Genomic DNA, 24,450 nt, shown 5'->3' with positions numbered 1-24,450 from the left:
AGTGGTGACAAATTATAAAACTATTACAGAAACAAAGAATTTCATAATATTAGATAAGTACACTAAAGAGTGGGATATATGTGAGTCATATCAGACAGAAGCTGACCTGGAAAGAGAACTAATACAGGATTTAAGGAATCAGGGGTATGAATATGTTCCTGATCTTAGATGTAGAGAAACTATGCTAGCCAATGTTCGAGTTCAACTTGAAGATTTAAATGATATAAAATTTTTAGATGGGGAATGGATACGTTTTGTAGAGGAGTATCTTGATAATCCCAGTGATAATATTGTAGATAAAACACGCAAAATTCATGATAATCATGTTTATGACTTTACCATGGATGATGGTAGGTTAAAGAATATTCATTTAGTGGATAAAAAGAATGTTTCTAGGAATAAAGTTCAGGTTATAAATCAGTTTGAGCAGATTGGTTCCCATCACAATAGGTATGATGTAACAATTCTTGTTAATGGATTACCATTGGTACAGGTAGAACTTAAAAAGCGTGGTGTTGCAATCCGCGAAGCCTTTAACCAAGTTCATAGATATAGTAAAGAAAGCTTTAATAGTGACAACTCACTTTTTAAATACTTACAGGTGTTTGTAATATCTAATGGAACAGATACCAGGTACTTTGCTAATACTACAAAAAGGAATAAAAACAGTTTTGATTTCAGTATGAACTGGGCTAAGTCAGATAATACTCTAATTAAGGATATTAAAGACTTTACTGCGACTTTCTTTCAAAAGAATACTCTATTAAAAGTTATATTAACATACTCTGTTTTTGATATTAGTGACACTCTACTTATTATGAGACCATACCAAATAGCTGCTACTGAAAGAATACTTTGGAAAATTGAGAGTTCCTTTGGTACTAAAAAGTTATCTTCACCTGATAGTGGTGGGTTTATCTGGCATACTACTGGATCAGGAAAAACTTTGACAAGTTTTAAAGCTGCAAGGTTAACAACTGAACTAGATTTTATAGATAAGGTATTTTTTGTTGTAGATAGAAAAGACTTAGACTTTCAAACCATGAAGGAGTATCAAAGATTCTCCCCTGATAGTGTAAATGGATCAGACAGTACAAAAGGGCTTAAAAGCAATATTGATAAGGATGATAATAAAATTATTGTCACAACTATTCAGAAGTTAAACAACCTTATTAAGGGTGATAGTCACCTACCTGTATATCATAAGAATGTTGTATTTATTTTTGATGAGTGTCATAGATCTCAATTTGGAGAAGCTCAAAAGAACCTTACAAAGAAATTTAAGAAGTTCTGTCAATTCGGTTTTACTGGTACACCAATATTCCCTGAGAATGCCTTAGGTGCAGAGACAACAGCATCTGTATTTGGTTCAGAGTTACACTCCTATGTAATTACAGATGCCATTAGAGATGAAAAGGTTCTTAAATTCAAAGTTGACTATAATGATGTTAGACCAAAGTTCAAAGAGTTTGAAACAGAAACCGATGAGAAGAAATTAAGTGCAGCAGAGAATAAAAAAGCTCTTCTACACCCTTCTAGAATAGAGGAGATATCCACCTACATTCTTAATAACTTTAAACAGAAGACCCACCGCTTACATGGAAATGGTGGTGGTTTTAATGCAATGTTTGCTGTTAGCAGTGTAGATGCTGCTAAATGTTATTATGAGGCTATAAGTAACCTACAGAAAGATAGTGATAAACCCCTTAAGATAGCAACAATTTTCTCCTTTGCAGCAAATGAAGAACAAAATGCTATTGGTGATATAATCGATGAAACATTTGAACCTACAGCTATGGATCAGAGTGCAAAAGAGTTTCTAGTTTCAGCAATAGATGACTACAATAAAATGTTTAAAACTAGCTTTGGAGTAGATAGTAAAGAGTTCCAAAACTACTACCGTGATCTTGCAAAAAGGGTAAAAAGTAAAGAAATTGATCTACTTATTGTTGTTGGGATGTTCTTAACAGGTTTTGATGCTCCTACCCTTAATACACTCTTTGTAGATAAAAACCTTAGATACCATGGTTTAATGCAAGCATTCTCCAGGACTAACAGAATATATGATTCTACTAAAACCTTTGGAAATATTGTTACCTTTAGAGACCTTGAACAGTCAACAATTGATGCAATTACTCTTTTTGGTGATAGCAATACTAAAAATATGGTTTTAGAGAAGAGCTATAAAGAGTACCTAGAAGGTTTTACAGATATAGCCACTGGTGAAGCCAAACGAGGTTATATTGATATTGTAAGTGAGTTAAATACTAGATTCCCTAATCCTGAAGAAATCGTTAAAGAGAAGGATAAAAAGGAGTTTGCTAAACTCTTTGGTGAATATTTAAAAGTAGAGAACTTACTACAAAACTACGATGAGTTTACAACATTAAAAGTTCTACAGACTTTAGATAAAAAAGATCCTGAAGCTATAGAAGAATTTATGGCAACTCATTATGTAACTGAAGAAGACATTCAAAACATGGAGCAAATTACAGTTCCAGCAGAGAGAACTATACAAGATTACCGTTCAACATATAATGACATCCGTGACTGGATAAGAAGAGATAGAACTGGAGCCGAGCAGGTAGAATCTACTATTGATTGGGATGAAGTTGTTTTTGAAGTTGATCTTTTAAAATCCCAGGAGATTAACCTTGATTATATCCTGGAATTAATCTTTGAAAGCAATAAAAATGTAAAAGACAAAGATGATCTTATAGACGAAATACGACGTGTTATCCGTGCAAGTATTGGAAACAGGGCAAAAGAGAGTCTTGTAGTAGATTTTATAAATCAGACAGACCTTGATAGTGTTCAGGATAAATCTAGTATTATTGATAGCTTTTTTATGTTTGCACAAAAAGAACAAAAAAGAGAAGTTAAAGAGCTTATATCTGGGGAATCTTTAAACGTAGAAGCTGCCAAAAGATATATAACAACATCTTTAAAGCGTGAATATGCAAGTGAAAACGGTACAGAGCTAACTTCTATTCTACCTAAGATGAGTCCTCTGAACCCGGGGTATTTAACAAAAAAACAGAGTGTCTTCCAGAAAATATCACTCTTTGTAGAAAAATTTAAAGGTGTAGGTGGAAGTATATCATAATGAGTGAAAAGTTTTACGGTCTTTGGGTTCCAAAAGGTAATGAAGTGAAGATTCAGGAATTTATTTCAAATGGATACTGGCAACCGTTAGGAAATATAAAAGATCTCAAATGGGTGCAGAGTTAGATAGAATTGATTGATATTGAAAAGAGGTATACTTTTTAAAAGTTGTTGTTAAAGATAAAATGGACTGATAATATATTTAAAATTAAAACATAGGAGAGAGTTATTTGTTCAAAAAACAATCAAGTATTTTAGGTTATTGGAAAGCAATCGAATATTTCTCTCCTCAATCTATTCCATTTGTAAATAATCACAGTAAAGAAGACCCTGTTTTTTTATTTGAGGATGATTATTCTTGCATTTGGAATAATCCTTCAGGTCAGCATTACCCAAAGTTAGAATATAAGCAGTCTCGTCAATATCATCTTTACATAGGTGTCTACAAGCAGAATATTATAGAAAATATACTTTCAGAAAAATTTGGTCATGATGAAAATATTTTTAATGAAAGAGAACTCTCAGAATCTTGTTTATTTTTTATAACCTTAGATGCAATGGGTATACCTATAGAAGACTCGATTATTTTATCTTCTTCTTCTTGGGCAATAAATAATACATTAGAAAATGATATTAATTCTAGAAATTGGTTAAAGGGTTTTGATGAGTCATTTCAAGATATAAAACAGTTTTTTAATGATTATATTAACCAATTTGGTAGAAATGATAGAAATTCATTAGAACCAAATTATAGAAACTTAAAAATAATGTTTAATACTATAATTGATAGATTAGGGTATGAAAAATTAATAAACAATCTTGAGATAAGGATTAAGCCTGTATCTATCTATGAATCTAAAGATTCTAATACAGAATCTGATTTTTTAAATAGTTTCTATTTAGATGAACTGGAGAAACTGTCAAGTTTTACTACTAATTCTGACTTAGGTGTACCATTATCTAAATATTTAACAATCAATAATGATACAAACGTTAATAAGAGAGTAGATTGTAGAAAGGATTTAAAGTTTGTTTACAATATGCTTGCACCTAATAAATATCCTAAAGGTAGATGGCCTAGTAAAGGTCATTTTCCGTTGGTATTGAGCCAGCAATTTGCATTAAACTCTTTATTTAATAGTAATGTAGATTTATTTTCTGTCAATGGCCCTCCTGGAACTGGTAAAACTACTTTATTGAGAGATTTGATGGCGAATATTGTAGTAGAAAGAGCTATTAAAATTGCTTCACTAGATGATCCATTCAATGGTTTTATAGAAGATTCTTCTTTAGAATGGGAATCAGGAAGTTATAAAAGGAAGATAAAAAAACTCCAAGAAGAAATTTGTGGTTATGAGATGGTAATAGCTTCTAATAATAATGGAGCTGTAGAAAATGTTACTTTAGAGATACCAGGTATTAATGCCATTGATGAATCATGGCTGGAATATATTAACTATTTTAAAGAAATAAGTAATGAAGTAATGTCTAATGAATCATGGGGCCTGTTCGCAGGACGTTTAGGGAACAAATCAAATAGGAGTAAGTTTGCATCAGATTTCTATTTTGGTAGGCATGATAGTAACGTAAAACATTTTTTAGAAGAACTAAAATATTTTGAAACTGATCCAGTATTATGCAAAGAAGAATGGACTAAGTCCTTATTGAAATTTAAGAAACTCCACAGTTTAGAAAACAGATTAAGAAATAAGAGACAAGAAGTATTCAATGCTATTATTAATATAGATAAAATTAGAGAAGTAATATTGCGGAATGAAGCGATTTATTCTAAAAACTTTGAGAATAAAGAAATTTGGAAAAAAGAGAAAGAAAAACTGCAACAAGAGATAAGATCAATTAATGATAATATAGAAATTAATAATGATTATAGATTGAGACATAAAGAGTTTAAACCTAGTTTATTAGAGATAATATTTACATTTGGTAGAAAGTTCAAAATTTGGAATATTAAAGATTTAGAATTCATAGAATTAGATAAAGAATTGGTTTTAAAACTTTCTGAATTAAGAAAGTTACAAAATGATATTGACCGTAATTATGAACACTATAATCTTATATTCATAGAAAGTAAAAAAGAGTTAGATTCTAATAGAGATAATTTAAAAAATCTTGAAAAAATAATTTTAGATTCTAAAGAGAAGTGGGGAGAACATACTATCCCTGATATTAATAGATGGAAGAAGAATCTTGATTATACTGAAAAGTCTTCACCATGGGCTGATGATGAGTGGAATAAAGTCAGAGCTGAACTTTTTATCGCTTCACTAAAGTTACATAAAGCTTTTATTATGATTAATGCTCGAAGTGTAAAAACTAATTTAAATGCACTATTCAACGATGTTCTTACAGGTAGCCTTCCAAAAGAGGTTAAAGAGGTATCTGTTCTTAATTGTTGGAGAACACTGTTTTTGATTGTACCTGTATTATCTAGTTCATTTGCTTCATATTCTAGATTATTTTCAAGATTAAAAAAAGAAAGTTTGGGTTGGTTACTAATTGATGAAGCTGGCCAATCTGCTCCTCAAAATGCTGCTGGTGCAATATGGAGATCACAACATTCAGTAATTGTTGGTGACCCGTTTCAGTTAGAGCCTATAGTTAATATACCATTTTCTTGGCAAAACGCTATTAAAAAACGGTTTAATGTCCCTGATATATTCATGCCTTCAAGAAGTTCTGTTCAGTTGCTTGCAGATAGGGTAAATAATTGGGGAACATATATTGATACTGATGAAAGTAAAATTTGGATTGGTTCTCCTTTAAAAGTACATAGAAGGTGTAATAATCCAATGTTTAATATATGTAATACTATAGCATATGATGGAATGATGGTTTCAGGGAAAAATAATATTCAAAGTAATAATATTATTACCCCTAGTCAATGGATTGATGTTCAATCAAAAGACGCACAGGGTCATTGGATTAAGGAAGAAGGAAAACAGACAGAACACTTAATTCAATACTTACTTGAAAAAGATATTGCTAGTAATCAAATATTTTTAATATCACCTTTTAGAGATGTTGTTAGGAATCTAAAAAAAATTGCAAAAAAGTTTAATGGCATTAATGCTGGAACAATTCATACTGTTCAAGGAAAAGAAGCTGATGTTGTAATACTTGTTTTAGGCGGTAATCCTGAAAAGCCAGGAGCAAAATCATGGGCTTCTAGTAAACCTAATCTATTGAATGTAGCTGCTAGCAGAGCAAAGGAGAGGTTATTTATAATTGGAAATATGCACTTATGGGGAAAGTATCGTTATTTTGATACATGTATAAAATATTTATTAGAAAATGTCAGATCACATGTAAATTGAAAACTAATTCCAATAAATAAAGCTTTAGTTAAGATCTATGCACATTGCATTTTTAGAGTCCTATATTAAAGATACTACAGGGGAGTAGAGTGATTACTTTGCAGGTAGTTTGTATAACTACTAAAGGTATTTACCCGTAGAACAGGTAGTGGTTTACATCACAACTTTATAAAAAAACTAAAGATAGATCATAGTAATACCAATAGGGTTAGACACGATTTTTCCCAGATTATGCCAGCAGAAGCTGAGGCATCTACCCAGAACTTTATTAAACTCTTAAAAAGAGTGAGATAGCACCAGAGGATTAGTGTTGTTTGAAGTATTAGAAGATTAGTTTGGGGATTCCCTGGCTAAGCCAGGTCGGGCTATTCCGGGCTCCGATTCGCCAGATGTATGCACATTGCCTGCGGTTTTGCAGAGCAACCCTACGTATCCCTAATCTATGGTTTAAAGCTGCGCTTTATTTTTTATCTACAAATGATACTATTAGGTTATATTTATATTTTTAGTATTATTTTTAGTCAATTCCTCAAGTAGTTTTATTTTGTTAGCAATCTCTTTCATGTTGTTTATTACTAAGTACGGCTCTCTTGATTTACGTTTTTCAATATCGAGATTATTACATAAATACCTAAAAAATGCTGGTTTTATCTCAATATCCCTTAATCCATTTACCATATTGTACTCAAACTCAATACCTTTTTGTTGCTCTAGAGTTAACTTAGGATTTGGAGTTATTTGAATAATTAATTTACTACTCCATAAAAGATCCAATGATTTATCAACCTGAAAATCATTTAATTCACCAGTTTCTAGTATTCTACCAATTTGAAAATCTCTAAAATCTTTATTGTTGTGACAGAACGCTCTAATATGCTTTCTACTTCCATCATCAGCAAATGAGTGTGGTGTAACTAATCTCCATGTCTCTTTAGAACTATTCATTGAAATGTATTTTATTTTTATACTACAGTTGTTATTTATACAGTGAACTATATTTTGTAATATTTCTGGTTTAACTTCTCTATTTACTTTAGGAACAACAGCGATCTCAGGTGTGTAATATGATGTATTTGCTTCTCTTACTGTAATAGAGTCAAAATAATTGTTAGATATTAGTTTTGCATAATAGGGTGTAAAATTATCAGAAACTTTGTAGCACTTATCACTTCTATTATAATTTAGATTCTCAGAATGTAGTTTTTTATATTCAGATAAATCGCTAGTGGCTTGTGCTATAGAAATATTGAAATTTTCTATAATATCCTTTCGTCTAATAGTACTTCTCCAGTAGAGACTCTCCTCAATAAATTCGAATCGCTTATTTTTAACCCACTGAATTTCTTTACTCATTATCCCTCCTAAAAATATTATATCATTGAGATAAAGAAGATGCTATAGACTGATAATCAATTTGTGATAACCCTTTAAGTCTAAATATTTGACAGATATAACATTCTAGTGTTATTGTTTTGAAGTATGAAAGAATTATTAGAGAAGTATTGCAAATTTAAGAATGGCTTATTGCTATTGAATATGCCTACAGGTTTCGGTAAGACATATAGTGTAATTAGATACATGTTTCATAATTATTGTAGTTTTAATTCTCAAAAACGAAAGATCTATTTCATTACTAATCTTAAAAAGAATTTACCATTAGAAGAATTAAAACAACTGTTTATTGATAATGATAATTATGAAGATTTTGAGAAATATGTTCTATTTATAGATTCAAATGTAGATTCAGTATTAAATAACTGGAGTGAGATTAAGACATACATACCAGATGATTTTAAGGATAAGGAATACAGAAACTTAGATCAGTATATAAATAGGTATAATAATGTTTATGATGAATCATATAAAAAAGAGATAAAAGAAAAACTATCTAAAGAGCTAGAACCACAATTTAGAATAGCTTTAAAAAAGTATCTTACAAGTATTGGTGTTTCTAAACTAAATAAATTAAAAGACGACCAAGATCTATTTTGGGTAGGTAAGTTATACCCATCAATATATATAGAAGAGAACACTATTATTTTCCTCTCGGTAGATAAGTTTATTAGAACTAATACATCCCTTTTGGGTCGTTCAATAGGGTTCAAGGATATAATAAAAGATGATTTAGTATTTATAGATGAATTTGATAGTTCAAAAGATGCTCTAATTAACAATATTATAGATACTGGTATAAGGCATCGAATATCTGTAATAAGCCTATTTAACAACATCTATCAAGGAATCAGAGGAAGAGAACTACCATATGAAATAAACAAGGAAAAAAACAGTGAGCAATTAATAACGTTACAGGATATTTCATCTAAATTATATAATGAATTAAATCTACAATCCCCAGTTAAAAGTCACCAAGATTTAAATAACTTCTCGAAAAACTTCCTTTTATATGATTATTACTACCATACCGTTACCAGCAATAGGTGGCAGTTACTATATTTTGTACAGGATATAGAAAGACATGGAAATTGAATTACAGATAAAGTAGAGAACAATGAATTCAATAGGTTAACTTTTGTATTAAGTAGGCTAAATGGGTTTATACAAAGCTTCCAGAATAGCATTCAATATTGGGCCAATGACTATTGTGACGAAAATGAGAGTCTTGATAACTGTGTTAAAACAATGCTTAGCCATTTTCATTTAGATGGTGATAATATAAAAATACTTTCAGAGAATATTTTAGAAAATAAGACTTTCTCTTCATCAAAGACGGATTACCTGCTCAATAGAGATTTTTATGAAAATGGTTTCTCAATATTTGATATTGTTAATAGTAAAGAACATTTAACTAGATCAAAAATAAGATCATGTAGTTTTATAGATACACCAGAGAAGTTTATTAAGGATATCTGTAATAACTCCATGGTTATAGGTATATCTGCAACTGCAACTATAAATAGTAACTTCAATAACTATGACCTAGATTATCTAAAAAGTAATCTACAGGATAATTTCTATAAAATTAGTGATAGCGAGTTTGATCGCTTAAAAAATAGAGCAGACGAGTGGTCTAAATACTACAAAGAAATTGATGTCAGTGTTGATTATATTCATTCAGGTAGCTTTGTTGATCTATTTGGAGATGAAGGAGCTGCTAATGACTTTAAATTCAGAGTTAGTGGTGATAAATTTGTTCTTCAAAGGTATTTTAGATTATTTACAGCATATAAGCACTTTATAGGTAATAGAAAACTAACTTCCTTTATATGTTTCTTTAACAAACAGTTAAAAGTTGATGATGAAAAGTTTGATTTAGCTCTCTTTAAAAATTTTGCTGAGATGGTTTTTGGTGAAAGTGAATCTATTGTGACATTGAGTGGCAATAATTTCGAAGTTAAAAAAAGTAAAATTATCGAGGATCTTAGTCTTGGTAAAAGAAGGTTTATTGTGACCAATTATCAGACTGTAGGAGCAGGACAGAATTTGCAATTTCCTATTCCAAAAGGTGCTGACTATGTAAAGATAAATGATTTTGAAGCAAGATCTGAGATCGATATAAATGGCATTTACCTAGATAAACCAACAAATATTCTTATAAATGTTTTCAATTCAGAATTAGATGATAAAGACCTATATAAATATATTTTCCAGTTGGAGTTTATTTTACAAAGTGGTGCAATATCCCCTAAAGATTTTAGCGATATGTTACAAAATCTTTTTAGTAGAAATAACTATACCTGTACCAACCTATATAATACATCTGTATTTAACAGAGCAGTAGTTAAAATAATACTACAAGCTTTAGGTCGAGTTTCAAGATCAAATATAAAAAGCCCTACTATAGATATCTTAATAGATTATGAACTTAAGGATATCTTAAGTAAAACTAAGCTACCCAAGGATCTAATTACAGTTAAAGAGTACGAATACATATTAGATTCATTAGATGCTGATGAATACTTAGATAACAAAGAGATCGAGTACATAAATAGAGCTTCTACAAAATCTAACAGATCATCTATATTAATTACTAGATTTATAAATCAAGAATCTTGGAGCATATATTCAATAGAAATGTGGAAAGAGATGAGAAATACAGTATTACGTAACCCAGGAGTAGTTGATCTAAGTATTATTGATAGTAAATTTAAGGATTTATTCTTAGAACTAGAAAAGAGTCGTAGTGAATATTGGTATAAAGAAGAGTATGAATTTAAAGATGTAGATATCTCATTTAAACCTAATAATCAATATAAAGAAGTTAATGAGATAGAGTCTAGACTAACGGATCTTCTAAAGATTCCTATGCTTAGAGATTACTTTGAAGAACAATCATATGCTAGGGAGTTTGCAGAATATAAATATATGTTGACACCTCCAGTTTTTAACAACATATATAAGGGTGCTTTGGGAGAAGTTGCTGGCTCATTTATTTTTAGAGAGATCTTTGGAATTGAGCTTAAAGAACTCGATATTGAACAGTACGAGAAATTCGACTTCAAAACTATAGATGGTATCTATGTAGATTTTAAATATTGGAAAGGAGACTATTTTATCGATGAAAGTGTATATATCGATAAAATTAAATCAAAGGCTTCTATAGTTGGTGCAAAAAGTGTCTATATTATAAATATCCTTATGGACGATGATACTCCATCAAATATAAAACAGATTGATAACATTTCTGTTATTCCATATCTCTATGATACAGAAGGGAATATAAATAAAGTCGCAGCAGAATATATCTTGGAGGGTTTTGGATTATGAGTTTCTATTCAAACAGATTAATTATTGAATTAAAAAAGAAGAACTTAGATAGGGATTTTGAATTCTTTATTATTACTAAAAGTGATCAGAAAAAGAATTGGTTTGGAGCAAAAGAGTTAGATGAGTTTTTAACTGATAATTACAAAGCTAAAGCTGTACTATATTCTGGGTGGGAAAGTGCTTACCTCATGTTTAATAGTGATGTCGATAGTCATAATTTAAAATATACCATAGCAAATAGTAATGTAGATTTTACAATAGAAAAATATCAATATGATTTAAGTGATATGAAATCTGTTAGAATTATCGCTAATCTACTACTTAACTATCTAGCATTATCTAAATCCAAATTTACTCAATATCATTTTTCAAATATAACAGGAAAACTCTGTCTATATTTAGATAAAGAGAAACGAGGATATAGAAAAGGTGCTTTAAAGATTGCGGAGGTTAAACTAAACAGTAAGAACTGCATTACTGTAGATATTTCGACCTATAGAGAGTTCCTTGGTTTTCTTAAGGAATATAATAACTATAACGATTTGAAAAAAGAAAAGTATAAGAGATACCTCAAAGAACCAAAGTATTTAGTAGATGGTTCTACTGGTTCATTAAGAAGAAACTTTGATAAAGATAAAGATACAAAATCATATATAAAATTAGGTATAGATGGTACAAAAGTAAATGTAGATAGTTTAAGCATTAAATCGGTAGAAGATTTCCAGAATTGTAGACTGGGGATATATAATAGAGTACTTAAAAGTATAAAAACTAATCTTTCTGATTATATGAATATTGAGTTTTCAAAGTATGATGATTTATCTAGTTTAGAACTTAAAAATACTGTGTTAAAAAACAACAAAGATTTAACTAAATTACTCATAGGTAAAAGCATCAATATTTACAATACAATTACTGATACTGAATCTAAAAAGATCTCTAATAAATTAAAGGGTTTAATCCAGAGTATTACTGAGAATAGTATCATAGTTACAGAGAAAGGGGTTGCCGATTCTGATCTTAACTTTGTAATAATATATAGTAAAGATAAATATTTAAGAGATAAAAAAGAAGACCCATATATAAAAGATAGTAGTGGTAATGCGACGCAGCACATTGTTTTAGATACTCTAGAGAACTCTAAAAAACCAGAGATAATTGTCAAGACTCTCTTAAAAGAGCTATTAATAAAAAACGATATATTAAAGGGTTCCATCTCTCTATTTAACTGGAAGGTACTTGGTTTTAATAGCGATGTAACATTCATATCTAGAAAAAGTAGAATAGAATCTAAAAGGAAAATATATATTTACTCTATTCTAGTAGTAAACACAGAAGGGAATCTCAAGTTTGAACATTTTAAGAGTAACTCATTTGATCTATCTAGTAAGCAATTAGATATTATTGAAATGTACGAACATAGATATTTTGTCGAAGGGATTATCAAATGGGATGATAACATAAATATAATAAATAATTATGGAGAGATAGTTCTTCCTGACTTAGAACTTCTTGAGAATCAGTTACACGAGGTAAATTCACCAATACCAGATAGTATAGCTACTGGCATTAAATTAGCAGATGAATTAACTCCTATGCTAGGTAATGATCATAGTGTAGTTAACGAGTTTAGATTGTTAGGTCAAAATAAACTAAGTAAAAAAGCTATTAGTAAAACTATTAATTTAAAATCTAAGGAGGGAAAATCAATCAGGGATTTTCTACTAGAGAATTATAGTTTACGACTAAAGGTTTCCCGTTCAAAAGAGAGTCTAAAATCAATACTAATAAACCAAGGTGAAATAAAATATTCAGAATTAGATAATGACCACGCACTCTATTTTGTAGGCCAAAGAGGTGCTCTTAACGAAAGAAATATATCTACATGTTCAATTAGAAGAATAGAATCAGATGGTAAATCAAAACTATTCTTTGACAAATTACTTCCTACAATGGATGTAGATTTTGTAAGCCTAGGTAAAAGCACAGTAGTACCATTTCCTTTTAAATATCTAAGGGAGTATACAAATAAAATATAAGAATATTTAAAATAAATAAAGAATTAAGAGAGATCTTTGGACATCAATCTTTAGATGATGAATTCCCTGAAAATATTTATTATGGTAGAGTACAATTAATAGCAGCATAATGACAGGATGTGAATTTAATTATACTAGATAGCTGTTTGATTAATTAGACCACTATAAATAAATAGTGATGTTGATATTCTTATAGAGATAGCAAGACCTGTAAAGATAGATCTCTTGGATTTAGTTGCAATAGAGCAGGAGTTATCAGAAGAACTTAATACTCCTGTTAAATTAGTGGTAAAGTCAGTTCTAAAGTCTATAATTAAAGAATCAGTATTATCTGAGGTAAAATATCTATTTTACAATTCCAGAGATCCATGTATAAACTCTTTCAGCTATCTCTAAGGCTCTGATGTACTCTTCTTTAGTTACTTCTACAAAATCATCAGGGTATCTAGTTATTACTGCGTAATCATTTAGTTCAAAAACATCCTCACACCAATCTGGTAGAATTAATCTTTTAGATATCTCTTCAAATAACTTACCAAAGTAATGTGTCTTGTGTGGAGTTAATCCTAAATGAACAATTAAACCTTTTAATGCCTTTTCAGCACATTGTTGGCAATCAAAGCAGAAGTCTTCGTAATACATACCATCTTCCATGGGTAATTTAGCCCTGAGTAGGTTCCCTTTGGCTCTATTTATCCAGACTTTAGGATCTAAACTATCATCCATATATAGCTACACCTTGATCGTTTATATCTTTGTAGACTAAATATCTGTTATCTTTATGTTTTTCAAATTTTTCAGGATTTGCTGCTATTAAATCAATCTCATCATAAATATGACCCCTAAATAAGGCTTTATTAACAGCTCTTGTTACGACTCTTTCATTTTCTATTCCGCTTTTTAGAATAAATATATCGTAGTCACTATCATCTCTATTTGTTCCTCTGGCTCTAGAACCAAATAGTATAATTTTATCTGGATGAACAGCCTCTATAATGATATCTCTAATTTTTTCTAACTTCTTATCCTGAATCATATGTTTATAATACTGTTTATAGAGTATTATTTCAATTATTTCTATTTCCAATCATCTAATAAGCTATCGAGTTCACGTATCCAATTTATATCAGTAGGTTTTATAGCTTCAATAATTCTATCAGGAATATAATCTACAAGATCTTCTTCACTCCAGTTAGATGAGTGTTTCTTAATTTTTAAATCCCTCTTGGGTTTTAGGTAAGTTCATACATAAATCCTCTTTAGCTCACCACTTTTGGTGAGTTGTTCTCCAAAATCTGATTGTATATCTAGATCTATCAAATCTATTGAATTGGTCTTTCTAATAAGTAATTCACCATAAACTGTAAAAAAATCTTCAGGTTTAATTCCTCTAACCGTAAGATCTATATCAGAATAAGTAGTTGTCTCTTTTCTAGCTAAAGAACCAAATAGATATACTTCTCTAATGCCTATTGAGTTAAGATAATCTATGGCACACCTAAGTAACTTATCAGACAATTATTGCGCTAAATTGTTAATTAGAATGGGAATTTGATCAACATTTTTAAAATAAAGGAGTTTTGTAAATGAACCAGACTAGAAATAGTTTTTTTTATCGGTGTATTGGAAAACACTTCTAATAAAGCAAAATAAGCACCATAGATATGGAGTTCTTGGGCATACCTTAAAAGTAATATTTGGAGCTATTAAAGATAAAAAGTATAAATTTATAGTTGCTGGGTTACTTCATGATATTGGAAAACCAACTGTTGCATTTCAGAAACCTGAAGATATTATATTGGGTGAATATTCCTTTACTGACCATGAAGAAGTAAGTTATCAAATGATAAAAAATTGGAAATTTATAAACAATTGGACAAAAAATATAGTAAGATATCACTATACTATTCGTGATATTGAAAAATGTAGAAGGAAGGGTGATAAGGTTGTATTTGAAACTGAAATTTATCAACTCCCAGCACCAATATTTCGATCAACAAATGAATATACTATAAGTATTCTATCTGCCCATAAAGAACTTAAAGAAATGGATAGACAGGATAAAATTAGAGCAACATATATGCACTCAGTTTTAAGGTATTTACAAAGCAATTATATGACTAATACTAGCTTAAGAGAACGATTTGGCATTGATGCTAAAAATACTGCAATGGTATCAAGGATAATAAAAGAGACTTTAGAAGAAAATAAAATATCTATATACGATGAAAGTGTTGGAACAAGAGCAAGAACCTATGTTCCATCATGGTCTAAATAATTTGTTTGACCGTTGTTTGATAAATTATGTATAAAAGTTGCTTTTTATCCATAAGATAGACTTTTAAAGCAGTTACATACTAATTATTGCTTGATTAGTTGTTTATGTAAAAGGAAAGAATATGAAATTTAATGAAAAATTAGTAATAAACTCTTATATATTATCCTTGTTGGGAATGGAAAGTTTTTAACAACTTGCTAAGTAGTTTAATGACTCAATTATCTTTGCAGCAGATGAAAATGGTAACAGTTATTTTTATAATAGATTAATTAATAATATAACAGCTACTAAGAAGAAAATCAGTAACGATAAACTAGCAGAATATGACGATAATATTATACGTCATACAGCAGCTATGGGACGAGATATTAAATGGAAATATTTCCAGTATCTATCCCTTTTATTTGTAGAGATATACTTGGATCAATACTTTAATGAGAAAGATGAATTATTAAAAAACTTAAACAGTGAACTAGATACTATTAATGATAAAATAACTACTCATAACAAAGGGAAAAAAGCAAAGGATAAAGTCAATCTAATTACTAAGTATTCTGAAAAAGATCTAAACAAAATAGCACTGTATAATGCTACTGGTAGTGGGAAAACCTTACTAATGCATATAAATCTTATGCAATTTAACCACTATTCCAGTGGGAAACTAAAAGTTAATAAAACAGTTTTAATAACACCAAATGAAGGACTTTTAAATCAGCATCTTAATGAATTTTGAGAATCAAATATTGAAGCTGAGATTTTTACAAAAGAGAGTCCTGGGTTATTTGAAAGTAGTGCCATAGAGATTCTCGAAATTACTAAACTTGGTGATGAACATGAAGGTCAATTCCCATGAATTCCATTTCATCCCTCCTAAAAATCTTTCTTTCCTAAAAGAAGAGGAGTATAATAATCATACGTCTATACGGGGTATGAGAAATATAATCTCATCCTCAACATGTTAATGCGACTGATGACTGCTAATCGTTAAAACGGGTTCATAATATGTCCCAGTCCGCTTACAGCCATCGGCCGTTCTTCTTTTAAGAAGTACTGACTTAATTATAGCACCAGTCGCAACCTTTTACACTTTCTATCATAGCATCGTTAAATTCACAAAAATTTACTTGAATAATTATATTATAAAAAATTGTTGAAATAATTTAAATAAATTGATAAATTAAAAAAAAAGAGTTTAAAAATTGAAAATTTTAAATTGTAAGATGTTGATTGTAAGCCTGCTAATTTTTATTTCATTTAGTTGTTCTAATGTAGAATTTATACAGATGGATAATACTAAAAAGAATAGCACTATAAGTTCTATAAGCACTAGGGTAGATGAGCTAAATAATTTAGGTTTATTTGATGATATCACAACAGGACTAAGTAGGTCTTTAGATTCAAATATTTTGAATATTGATACAAATAATGTTCATTATTTTATTAATAATACAGAAGAATCTTTAGGATTATTATTAGATGAAGAAAATGGAGAATCAAAACTAGAACTAGTAAACTTGATGCTAAACGAAGGAACAGTTGGTGAAGTAATATCTGTGATGGAAAAAATAGATCCTGCTTTGGCATCTGATTATGAAAATTCTTTAGCAGAATTTTTAGAAGATGCTGAAATTAGTACAGGTAGAGGACTTGAAAACAGCAACATTGGTTCCATTTATGATATAAAATTACGTACTACACCTTATGGTGCTAGCTCTAGAGGAGCACTTGCAAAAGATCTAAGCTGGAATACTATACAGTGGTACATTGGTTTAAGTGCTACAACTATTGCTGGATTATCCGCATATAAGTGGGTTAAATGGTATGCACCATGGGTTGGAGTTGCGGGATTAATAACTGCAGGTGTTGGTACCACATATATGTGTGCACAATTAGTTATTTGGTATTCTAACACCCCTGAACTTGGAAAATTTGTATCTTCTGTACAGGCACAAGGGACTGGAGGCAATCCCGCTACAATACTTTCGAATACAGGTATAAGTGATTTTGGTAAGAAAATGGCTACAATTATTGGAACTACAGCTGGTGTTGCAGGTTTTACTGTCGTCTTTACACCAGAACTAATATCAACAATTGCTCGTGGTTTAGTTAATAGCTGTAATGCTTTGTATTATTATCTTTTTAACTGGCTTCCTGCTGGAGTAGTTCCTACAATTAATGGATTTAGACTTGTACCTATACCTTACCTATAAAAAAGTGCCAAGTTTCTTGGCACTATTTAACAAGCTCTCTTTCTCCATTTTTTTTCTAATTTTTAATATAAATATTAGTAACGCTATTACATATGATGAAGGACTTAACGATCGAATACATGTATATTTTGATATAACAAAAACTATACAACAAGATGAATCTGTTTTTAATAGTATAGACTCAAAAAATATAATTCCATTAGGTATTGATATTAAAATAATAGATCGTTTTAGTTTTGAATCTTTATTAGTGGCTGTTAATGATACCAAAAATATATCACTTAGAATGAGTGTTGGTTTTAATTTTTATTCACAATCTTTTACAGGTTTATATTTATCTTTTTATCCTGTATACGATCTATGTCTAGATTCGATGTTTACCATTGATAGTTTATTTAATATGGCAATCGATCTTGGATTTAATTTAAAGTTGGGAAATAAAATATTTATTAGTCCATATTTTAGATTTCCAATTTTTAATATTGGTGGTGATTTATATCCACTAATGGATGCAGGAATAAAAATTGGATTAGTATTTTAAGGAGTTTGAATGAAATATTTATTGATAATCGTTAGTATCTTATCTTTATTTTCATGTACAACCGTGAATTATGTAAGAACTGATACTGTTTTAGAGGAAAATAAAGGTATTTTAATATGTAGTATTCATGTTGATGAACCTGGTTGGGGTATTAATATTTTTAAAAGAGATGCTTTATTTGCTTCTGGGATAATAAAAAAAATAAAAAATCCTTGGGATATTATTATGATGACATTAGAAGAAGGAGAGTATACATATAATACTTTATATTATCCTCCTCGTACATTAAACTTAGAAAGGAAGTATTTCAAAATTGAAGCCGGCAAAATAAATTATATTGGAGATTTATATTTGGATACATCTGGAGATCCTTATTTAAATCCAAGAGTCAAATCGAAATATAAGGACAATAAAAGATTAGTTTTAGAAAGATTAGCTTCAGAATATCCAATTATTATAAGTAAATATAAAATTGTAGAAGAGGTCTTAGAAACTAACCCATAGTTTTTATAGTTTTCGAATTATAAGATAAAAGATAATGATGTAGCGAAATTATTCTCTACCTGTTCAGTTCTTATTTTGGTCAGTAAAGTAAGAAGGAATAACTCTAAGAAAATGAACAATGAATTAAATGGGGGGATTCCCCTGATATGATGCCGGGCTTACTATAATCAACTGTATCAACATAATCCTGATCAAGTTTTCCAAATGATGGAAAGTCTGCTGTCTTTACTAAAATGAGTTCTACATCACCTTATCCCAATGTTTAAAGCTTCGCTTTATTGTTATTAAAATATATATTAAGATAATTAAGGACTATGTAACATATAATTTTTTAGGTTAGATAAAAATAATATCTCCATAGATCACTATTTACCTTGGTCTTTTACAGCACATAACAGGGAGTGGAACTTAGGAAACCAGTAATAAAAAGTATATTAGAAAATTATTTTAAGAAAGAAAATGAAATAATTAATATTGTAGATAATAGTTTTATGCCAGTTGAAATGAAAACAAAAGCTAAGGCACTAATAAAGGACCGAATAAAAGCATTAAAAATAATAGATTAGTACGGTGATGTGGATATTCTTACAGCTATCTCTTAGGCTCTGATGTACTCTTCTTTAGTTACTTCTACAAAATCATCAGGGTATCTAGTTATTACTGCGTAATCATTTAGTTCAAAAACATCCTCACACCAATCTGGAAGAACTAATCTTTTGGATATCTCTTCAAATAACTTACCAAAGTAATGTGTCTTGGGTGGAGTTAATCCTAAATGAACAATTAAACCTTTTAATGCTTTTTCAGCACATTGTTGGCAATCAAAGCAAAAGTCTTCGTAATACATACCATCTTCCATAGGTAATTTAGCCCTGAGTAGGTTCCCTTTGGCTCTATTTATCCAGACTTTAGGATCTAAACTATCATCCATATATAGATACACCTTGATCGTTTATATCTTTGTAGACTAAATATCTGTTATCTTTATGTTTTTCAAATTTTTCAGGATTTGCTGCGATTAAATCAATCTCATCATAAATATGACCCCTAAATAAGGCTTTATTAACAGCTCTTGTTACGACTCTTTCATTTTCTATTCCGCTTTTTAGAATAAATATATCGTAGTCACTATCATCTCTATTTGTTCCTCTGGCTCTAGAACCAAATAGATATACTTCTCTAATGCCTATTGAGTTAAGATAATCTATGGCACACCTAATATCTGCACGAAACTGCTGCGGTGTATCCTTTAATCTCATCTTTTATTAATAGATGTTTCAATCTAACAGGTCAATTAAGTTCTATTTATCACTATTTGTGCTAGAATAATATCATGACTGTAGAAGAGCTAATTAAAGAGTTATGAAAATTCAAATATTAAGTGATCTACATTTAGAGTTTGATTATAGAGATTATAACTTCACTAAATGTGACCTATTAATCCTTGCAGGAGATATCCATACTGGAACCAAGGGACTAGAATGGATACAACAACAAGTATCAGACATTCCTGTTATCTATGTCATGGGTAATCATGAATATTATGGCTATTGTTATCCAAGTCTATTAAATAAGTGTAGGGGTATAGCTAAGGGTTCCAACATTCATCTATTAGAGAACGATAGTATAACAATCCAAAACATAACTTTTCATGGTGCAACATTGTGGACAGATTTTAACCTATTTGGAAACCCTGAAATAGCTCAGTTTGAATGCGATCGTAATATGAATGACTCCCGTTTAATAAGGTTAGATGAGAACTATGCAAAGTTTAAAGCAGCAATAACAAAAGAGATTCATATACAATCAATTAAGTGGTTAGCTAAAAGCTTAAATAATAGCAAAACAGATAAAAATATTATAGTTACTCACCATGCACCTACTTTTAAATCAATTGCACCTAGATATAAAGAGAGTCCTATAACACCAGGGTTCACATCAAACTTAGAAAATATTATACACAATTATAACCCAGATTTATGGGTTCATGGTCATGTGCATGATGTTGTTGACTGTGTTGTAGGTAAAACTAGGGTCTTATGTAACCCTAATGGCTATCCCCATGAGATTGATAATGGATTTAAAGAACAGTTGATAATTGATATTTAATTAAGTTTTGTAGGTAGACATATAAACTTAAACCTTTGCTTTATTGTTTTTATATAAATTGGAACATAGCCTATGACCCAAGTTATAGTTTTAGACTAATTCTAGATAGTCTCTTTTCCCATATACAACTCTAATTATGTTAACAATCTTTCTATTATCATCGATAAGATAAAGTGCTATATAGTTATTAACAATTAGCTTTCTATATCCTTTTTTAAGTAGAACTTCATCTTTAACAAAAGTACCTATTTCAGGATAATCCTTTAAAAGCATTATTCGATTCTCAATTTCATCTATAACTTTCAAAGCGGAACTCTTAGTATGCAGCTCTTCTTTAATGTAGCTATAAATATCTCTAAGATCTCCATAAGCTTTTTGAGTAAGATTTATTTTATATTGGTTAGTCAAAGAACTCTTTCCTAAGATCTTTTAGCGCTGATTCAGCTTCAATTACATTTCCGTTCTTAAGATCTTCTTCACCTTCAGCAATTTTATATAATAATTCAGTTCTAGCTATATCCCTTTCATATGTTGCCATACTCATTAGAACCATATCTCCATATCCATTTTTTGTTACAAATATTGGTTCATTGGTTTCATGACATTTACGAGAAATTTCTGTTGTATTCCGAAGATCCTTAATTGGTATTATTTGTGGCACTTTATATCTCCATTACATTATTATGCTATAATTATGACATAGTATATAAATATGAACAATATTGGTAAGCTTCATAAGAGAACTATTAAATGATTGTCTGGAGGTTTTAAATCAGATTCTCAACAGAACCTACTGGAGTAAACTTTCTGGTAAGGAGTCTAAAACCTATACTCTAGCTTCTCTAATAGAAGAGGAGTTAAGTAAACATAATAACTAGGTACAGATTTATGTAAACGGTTATTAATACCACCTACACAGCTTTCAATTCTTCTGCTGATAAATTAAAAGGTAATAATTTTTGATAATCTTCCTTAATCTCACAATATGGGATCTTTCTAAGGATATAATTAAAATAATCAATAACTGATAAATTATTCATTTTTGCAGACTCTCTATGTTTTTTCTACTCTATAATTGAAACTGCTAAACTTAATGGGTTAAATCCATACGCGTATTTAAAGTGGCTTTTTGAAAATGTAGTTTTACTTTCAGAAGGTGAATCGATGGAACATCTCACCCCTTGGAATTGTGATTCGGTAGAAGTTAATAAGATTATGCTTTAACTGCCCAAGAAAATGACGGATACCCATAAACCAATCTAAATATTACTATTATTTCTATGTTACATTTAAAAAGTTTTGAGGGGCTTCTTTTAATATTCCTCTAACATTTCTTGTCATTCTTATTTACACATTATATTAATTGGGGATATTTTCTCTGTAGCTAATAGTTACTTAATACAACTGAATAACAAAGGTATTGAATTATCTGTTAAAGAATCACCTTTTAGATTTCCATAAAACTTAAGATTTCTGAAACCTGTTATTTCTATCAAATTTCTTATTTCTTCTTCCGTTAATGGAAGTAGTGGAATTGAGTTCTCTAATATTTCTCCATTTTCCTTAATTTTTAGTTTTGTATTAAAATCTATCCAACCATTGTGAATTCTATAATCTCTAATAAAGGTTATTGAGTCATTATCAATTATAGGAAGTTCATTTATTCCATTTTTAATAATTCTATTATAATTTATTATCTGAACTATAAATAATCCATCTTTTTTTAAAGTATTATAAACTCTGTGGAAGAAAGACTTAACATTATTCCTGTTGGGTAGATGTACTAATGTATTACCAAAAGAAATAATTCTGTCAAAATATTCGTGTGTGAATATCTTGTCAATATCCATCATATTTCCTTCTATAAAACTAAGTTTGTGATACTTGCTTTTAGCAACTTTCAGTAGGTCTGAATCAAGATCTATTCCTATTACATTTTTTGTGCATTTTGAAATAAGATCTGTTAAATTTCCAGTTGCACATCCAATATCCAGTATAACTTCATGTTTTGAAATTGGTTGCAGATTATTTATAAAATCTAGTTGCGACTTATTTTGTGGAAAAATATCATCATAAACTTTTGATATTGATTTATAAAACATACAATCCCCTTAGTAATATAAGAATACTTCAACAATACTATTTTTTGCAGAGGTGTATCTGTGATAAATGTTACTATTTTTGATGAAAACATATAGTATTTGTGTAATATTAACTATAGGCTTCCTCAATTCTCATATTCATTTTATCCCCCTAGTTATCACCTACATTTGTGTTATAACTGATATCAAACTGGTCTACAAGGAAACAATGTACTACATAATAGCACAGGAGAATTAGTTATTAGTAATTAGCTCTAGCATCCCTAACTCTTTTTATATCCAGTATAGTTGAAAATAGGATAAATCTAGGATATTTTTAATATAATAGTCTCAAAAAGAGTCCGCACCTCAAACAGAGTAAAACTGCTTGCCATTTCCACTTGTTTTAGTATAACTTTATACACAGTGGCAGGTTAGGTGATCTTGGTTTTGTACCAGTTTGTATGATTTTTGCTACAATATTGGCTACATTAGATGTATTTTATGATTGTTTGTAGAATGATTAAATTTCATATTATATAAAATATCTACTCAAAACAGTTGTTATTTTTAATACACCATATTAAGATTATATTAACAGTACCCGTTGCGCCTCTCTACGATGCGGACCAGAACGGGTCTTCTTTTTTTATAACTATCTAAATTAGGAGGGCAACAATTAAATATACTTCCCCTCCAACGAACATACAAGATCAACTGAATATATTAGAATCTAGAGGTATGATCATACATGATAAATCTTTTGCTATAAACTTTCTAAACAAAGTAAGCTATTATCGATTTGTAGGTTATGCTCTTCATTTTGAAAAATTTGAAAATAGAAAAAGAACTCATAGATATAAACCTGAAACAAGTTTTGAAAATGTAGTTGATCTATATAACTTTGATGATAAACTAAGAACAATATTATTTGATGCTATAACACATATTGAAGTAGCATTCAGGACTCAACTCAACTTACACATGTCTTTAAATAGTAAAGACTCTCATTGGCCATTATCTAAGAAACATGTTAATGCACAATTCAAACATGATAAATTTCTTTCAGATGTTGAAAGGGAGATAAATAGAAGTAATGAGATATTTATAAAAAGTTATTTACGCAAATATTCCGAACCTACATTACCTGCATCGTGGATGTTAATTGAAATAATTTCTTTTGGGAGTTGGTCTAAAATATATAAATCTTTAGAAAATAAGGATATAAAAAAAGACATTGCAAATTACTTTGAAATAAAACCTTTTTTATTAGAGTCCTGGATTCAATCTATTACTACAGTACGAAATATTTGTGCCCATCATGGTAGACTTTGGAACTCTTCTTTAACAATAAAGCCTTCAATTACTAATAATATGCAAAAAACATATGATACTAAGCAAAGAAAAAAATAATTATAATCTTAGATATTATTGGAGAACTTTTAAAACCATTAGATGAGTATGATGAATTTATTAAAAAGCTAAACGCTTTGTTAAAAGACTTTCCCAATACTCCAATAAAA

The 24,450-nt window shown here is 29.6% G+C and carries 25 protein-coding genes; 16 read left to right on the top strand and 9 right to left on the bottom strand.

The annotated features are described in order from the left end of the window. Positions 1–4: 4 nt before the first annotated feature. Entirely contained in the window at positions 5–3,106 is a 3,102-nt protein-coding gene (locus EW093_RS01180) for a type I restriction endonuclease subunit R (protein ID WP_149566632.1), read from the top strand. 229 nt (positions 3,107–3,335) lie between these two features. Next, positions 3,336–6,440, top strand: a complete 3,105-nt coding sequence (locus EW093_RS01175; protein WP_149566631.1) for a DEAD/DEAH box helicase — start codon at positions 3,336–3,338, stop codon at positions 6,438–6,440. 486 nt (positions 6,441–6,926) lie between these two features. On the opposite strand, the gene EW093_RS01170 is transcribed toward EW093_RS01175, so the two are convergent. Beyond that, entirely contained in the window at positions 6,927–7,793 is an 867-nt protein-coding gene (locus tag EW093_RS01170; protein ID WP_149566630.1) for a BrxR family helix-turn-helix transcriptional regulator, read from the bottom strand. 126 nt (positions 7,794–7,919) lie between these two features. Here EW093_RS01170 and EW093_RS01165 point away from each other — a divergent pair, with 126 nt between their 5' ends. The 4 genes from EW093_RS01165 (at position 7,920) to EW093_RS17995 (ending at position 13,600) form a co-directional block, all read left to right on the top strand. After that, complete coding sequence (locus EW093_RS01165; protein ID WP_149566629.1) at positions 7,920–8,927, top strand: DEAD/DEAH box helicase family protein; 1,008 nt, start codon at positions 7,920–7,922, stop codon at positions 8,925–8,927. Between the two features lie 153 nt (positions 8,928–9,080). Next, positions 9,081–11,165 (top strand): hypothetical protein, encoded by a 2,085-nt coding sequence (locus EW093_RS01160; RefSeq protein ID WP_149566628.1) that lies wholly within the window; start codon positions 9,081–9,083, stop codon positions 11,163–11,165. Further along, complete coding sequence (locus tag EW093_RS01155; RefSeq protein WP_149566627.1) at positions 11,162–13,204, top strand: hypothetical protein; 2,043 nt, start codon at positions 11,162–11,164, stop codon at positions 13,202–13,204. The genes EW093_RS01160 and EW093_RS01155 overlap by 4 nt, the downstream gene beginning before the upstream one ends. Positions 13,205–13,372: 168 nt before the next feature. Beyond that, the gene (locus tag EW093_RS17995) at positions 13,373–13,600 is read left to right on the top strand and encodes a nucleotidyltransferase family protein (RefSeq protein WP_425473394.1); all 228 of its coding nucleotides are present in this window, start codon (positions 13,373–13,375) and stop codon (positions 13,598–13,600) included. On the opposite strand, the gene EW093_RS01150 is transcribed toward EW093_RS17995, so the two are convergent. The 3 genes from EW093_RS01150 to EW093_RS01140 form a co-directional block, all read right to left on the bottom strand. Beyond that, positions 13,550–13,930, bottom strand: a complete 381-nt coding sequence (locus EW093_RS01150) for a HEPN domain-containing protein (protein ID WP_149566626.1) — start codon at positions 13,928–13,930, stop codon at positions 13,550–13,552. The genes EW093_RS17995 and EW093_RS01150 overlap by 51 nt on opposite strands. Further along, on the bottom strand, positions 13,923–14,240 hold the full coding sequence (locus EW093_RS01145; RefSeq protein WP_149566625.1) for a nucleotidyltransferase domain-containing protein: 318 nt from the start codon (positions 14,238–14,240) through the stop codon (positions 13,923–13,925). The genes EW093_RS01150 and EW093_RS01145 overlap by 8 nt, the downstream gene beginning before the upstream one ends. Before the next feature lie 206 nt (positions 14,241–14,446). Next, positions 14,447–14,722, bottom strand: a complete 276-nt coding sequence (locus tag EW093_RS01140; protein WP_149566624.1) for a nucleotidyltransferase family protein — start codon at positions 14,720–14,722, stop codon at positions 14,447–14,449. Positions 14,723–14,822: 100 nt separating this feature from the next. Here EW093_RS01140 and EW093_RS17220 point away from each other — a divergent pair, with 100 nt between their 5' ends. From EW093_RS17220 to EW093_RS17215, 7 genes are all read left to right on the top strand, one after another. After that, positions 14,823–15,482 (top strand): HD domain-containing protein, encoded by a 660-nt coding sequence (locus tag EW093_RS17220; protein ID WP_187759773.1) that lies wholly within the window; start codon positions 14,823–14,825, stop codon positions 15,480–15,482. 355 nt (positions 15,483–15,837) lie between these two features. After that, positions 15,838–16,215, top strand: coding sequence for a DEAD/DEAH box helicase family protein (locus tag EW093_RS01130; RefSeq protein ID WP_149566623.1), 378 nt, complete (start codon positions 15,838–15,840; stop codon positions 16,213–16,215). 466 nt (positions 16,216–16,681) lie between these two features. Next, positions 16,682–17,692 carry a hypothetical protein gene (locus EW093_RS01125; RefSeq protein WP_149566622.1) on the top strand — a complete coding sequence of 337 codons (1,011 nt, stop codon included), beginning with the start codon at positions 16,682–16,684 and terminating at the stop codon, positions 17,690–17,692. After that, a complete protein-coding gene (locus tag EW093_RS01120; RefSeq protein WP_149566621.1) occupies positions 17,658–18,233 on the top strand; it encodes a hypothetical protein in 576 nt (191 codons plus the stop codon). The genes EW093_RS01125 and EW093_RS01120 overlap by 35 nt, the downstream gene beginning before the upstream one ends. A gap of 9 nt (positions 18,234–18,242) precedes the next feature. Further along, a complete protein-coding gene (locus EW093_RS01115) occupies positions 18,243–18,737 on the top strand; it encodes a hypothetical protein (protein WP_149566620.1) in 495 nt (164 codons plus the stop codon). 351 nt (positions 18,738–19,088) lie between these two features. Next, a complete protein-coding gene (locus tag EW093_RS17990; protein WP_425473393.1) occupies positions 19,089–19,160 on the top strand; it encodes a hypothetical protein in 72 nt (23 codons plus the stop codon). Continuing rightward, positions 19,139–19,303 carry a hypothetical protein gene (locus EW093_RS17215; protein WP_187759772.1) on the top strand — a complete coding sequence of 55 codons (165 nt, stop codon included), beginning with the start codon at positions 19,139–19,141 and terminating at the stop codon, positions 19,301–19,303. The genes EW093_RS17990 and EW093_RS17215 overlap by 22 nt, the downstream gene beginning before the upstream one ends. Positions 19,304–19,335: 32 nt before the next feature. Here the strand turns inward: EW093_RS17215 and EW093_RS01110 are convergent, their stop codons facing one another. Together EW093_RS01110 and EW093_RS01105 are read right to left on the bottom strand one after the other, a co-directional pair. After that, complete coding sequence (locus EW093_RS01110) at positions 19,336–19,668, bottom strand: HEPN domain-containing protein (protein ID WP_149566619.1); 333 nt, start codon at positions 19,666–19,668, stop codon at positions 19,336–19,338. After that, a complete protein-coding gene (locus tag EW093_RS01105) occupies positions 19,661–19,996 on the bottom strand; it encodes a nucleotidyltransferase domain-containing protein (protein ID WP_149566618.1) in 336 nt (111 codons plus the stop codon). Before EW093_RS01105 ends, EW093_RS01110 begins: the two co-directional genes overlap by 8 nt. A gap of 103 nt (positions 19,997–20,099) precedes the next feature. Here EW093_RS01105 and EW093_RS01100 point away from each other — a divergent pair, with 103 nt between their 5' ends. Next, entirely contained in the window at positions 20,100–20,846 is a 747-nt protein-coding gene (locus EW093_RS01100) for a metallophosphoesterase (protein ID WP_149566617.1), read from the top strand. Between the two features lie 90 nt (positions 20,847–20,936). On the opposite strand, the gene EW093_RS01095 is transcribed toward EW093_RS01100, so the two are convergent. Together EW093_RS01095 and EW093_RS01090 are read right to left on the bottom strand one after the other, a co-directional pair. Next, on the bottom strand, positions 20,937–21,254 hold the full coding sequence (locus EW093_RS01095) for a type II toxin-antitoxin system RelE/ParE family toxin (protein WP_187759771.1): 318 nt from the start codon (positions 21,252–21,254) through the stop codon (positions 20,937–20,939). After that, the gene (locus tag EW093_RS01090) at positions 21,247–21,507 is read right to left on the bottom strand and encodes a type II toxin-antitoxin system Phd/YefM family antitoxin (RefSeq protein ID WP_149566615.1); all 261 of its coding nucleotides are present in this window, start codon (positions 21,505–21,507) and stop codon (positions 21,247–21,249) included. The genes EW093_RS01095 and EW093_RS01090 overlap by 8 nt, the downstream gene beginning before the upstream one ends. A 359-nt stretch (positions 21,508–21,866) precedes the next feature. Between EW093_RS01090 and EW093_RS17985 the strand changes: the two genes are divergently transcribed. Beyond that, the gene (locus EW093_RS17985) at positions 21,867–22,070 is read left to right on the top strand and encodes a transposase domain-containing protein (protein WP_149569550.1); all 204 of its coding nucleotides are present in this window, start codon (positions 21,867–21,869) and stop codon (positions 22,068–22,070) included. Between the two features lie 167 nt (positions 22,071–22,237). On the opposite strand, the gene EW093_RS01075 is transcribed toward EW093_RS17985, so the two are convergent. Beyond that, the gene (locus EW093_RS01075) at positions 22,238–22,948 is read right to left on the bottom strand and encodes a class I SAM-dependent methyltransferase (protein ID WP_149566613.1); all 711 of its coding nucleotides are present in this window, start codon (positions 22,946–22,948) and stop codon (positions 22,238–22,240) included. A gap of 720 nt (positions 22,949–23,668) precedes the next feature. Between EW093_RS01075 and EW093_RS01070 the strand changes: the two genes are divergently transcribed. Continuing rightward, entirely contained in the window at positions 23,669–24,340 is a 672-nt protein-coding gene (locus EW093_RS01070; protein WP_149566612.1) for an Abi family protein, read from the top strand. The last annotated feature ends 110 nt before the right edge of the window (positions 24,341–24,450 follow it).

The organism is Thiospirochaeta perfilievii (assembly GCF_008329945.1).
Classification (GTDB): Bacteria; Spirochaetota; Spirochaetia; order DSM-2461; family DSM-2461; genus Thiospirochaeta; species Thiospirochaeta perfilievii.
Note: the sequence above shows the minus strand (reverse complement) of the source record. Positions and strands in the feature narration are given on the sequence as shown.

Bases quoted from the DNA above. Each gene is read 5' to 3' on its own strand.
- EW093_RS01170 (WP_149566630.1), bottom strand. From the start codon at position 7,793: ATGAGTAAAGAAATTCAGTGGGTTAAAAATAAGCGATTCGAATTTATT.
- EW093_RS01165 (WP_149566629.1), top strand. From the start codon at position 7,920: ATGAAAGAATTATTAGAGAAGTATTGCAAATTTAAGAATGGCTTATTG.
- EW093_RS01160 (WP_149566628.1), top strand. From the start codon at position 9,081: ATGCTTAGCCATTTTCATTTAGATGGTGATAATATAAAAATACTTTCA.
- EW093_RS01155 (WP_149566627.1), top strand. From the start codon at position 11,162: ATGAGTTTCTATTCAAACAGATTAATTATTGAATTAAAAAAGAAGAAC.
- EW093_RS01150 (WP_149566626.1), bottom strand. From the start codon at position 13,930: ATGGATGATAGTTTAGATCCTAAAGTCTGGATAAATAGAGCCAAAGGG.
- EW093_RS01145 (WP_149566625.1), bottom strand. From the start codon at position 14,240: ATGATTCAGGATAAGAAGTTAGAAAAAATTAGAGATATCATTATAGAG.
- EW093_RS01130 (WP_149566623.1), top strand. From the start codon at position 15,838: ATGGGACGAGATATTAAATGGAAATATTTCCAGTATCTATCCCTTTTA.
- EW093_RS01120 (WP_149566621.1), top strand. From the start codon at position 17,658: ATGGATTTAGACTTGTACCTATACCTTACCTATAAAAAAGTGCCAAGT.
- EW093_RS01115 (WP_149566620.1), top strand. From the start codon at position 18,243: ATGAAATATTTATTGATAATCGTTAGTATCTTATCTTTATTTTCATGT.
- EW093_RS01110 (WP_149566619.1), bottom strand. From the start codon at position 19,668: ATGGATGATAGTTTAGATCCTAAAGTCTGGATAAATAGAGCCAAAGGG.
- EW093_RS01105 (WP_149566618.1), bottom strand. From the start codon at position 19,996: ATGAGATTAAAGGATACACCGCAGCAGTTTCGTGCAGATATTAGGTGT.
- EW093_RS01100 (WP_149566617.1), top strand. From the start codon at position 20,100: ATGAAAATTCAAATATTAAGTGATCTACATTTAGAGTTTGATTATAGA.
- EW093_RS01075 (WP_149566613.1), bottom strand. From the start codon at position 22,948: ATGTTTTATAAATCAATATCAAAAGTTTATGATGATATTTTTCCACAA.
- EW093_RS01070 (WP_149566612.1), top strand. From the start codon at position 23,669: ATGATCATACATGATAAATCTTTTGCTATAAACTTTCTAAACAAAGTA.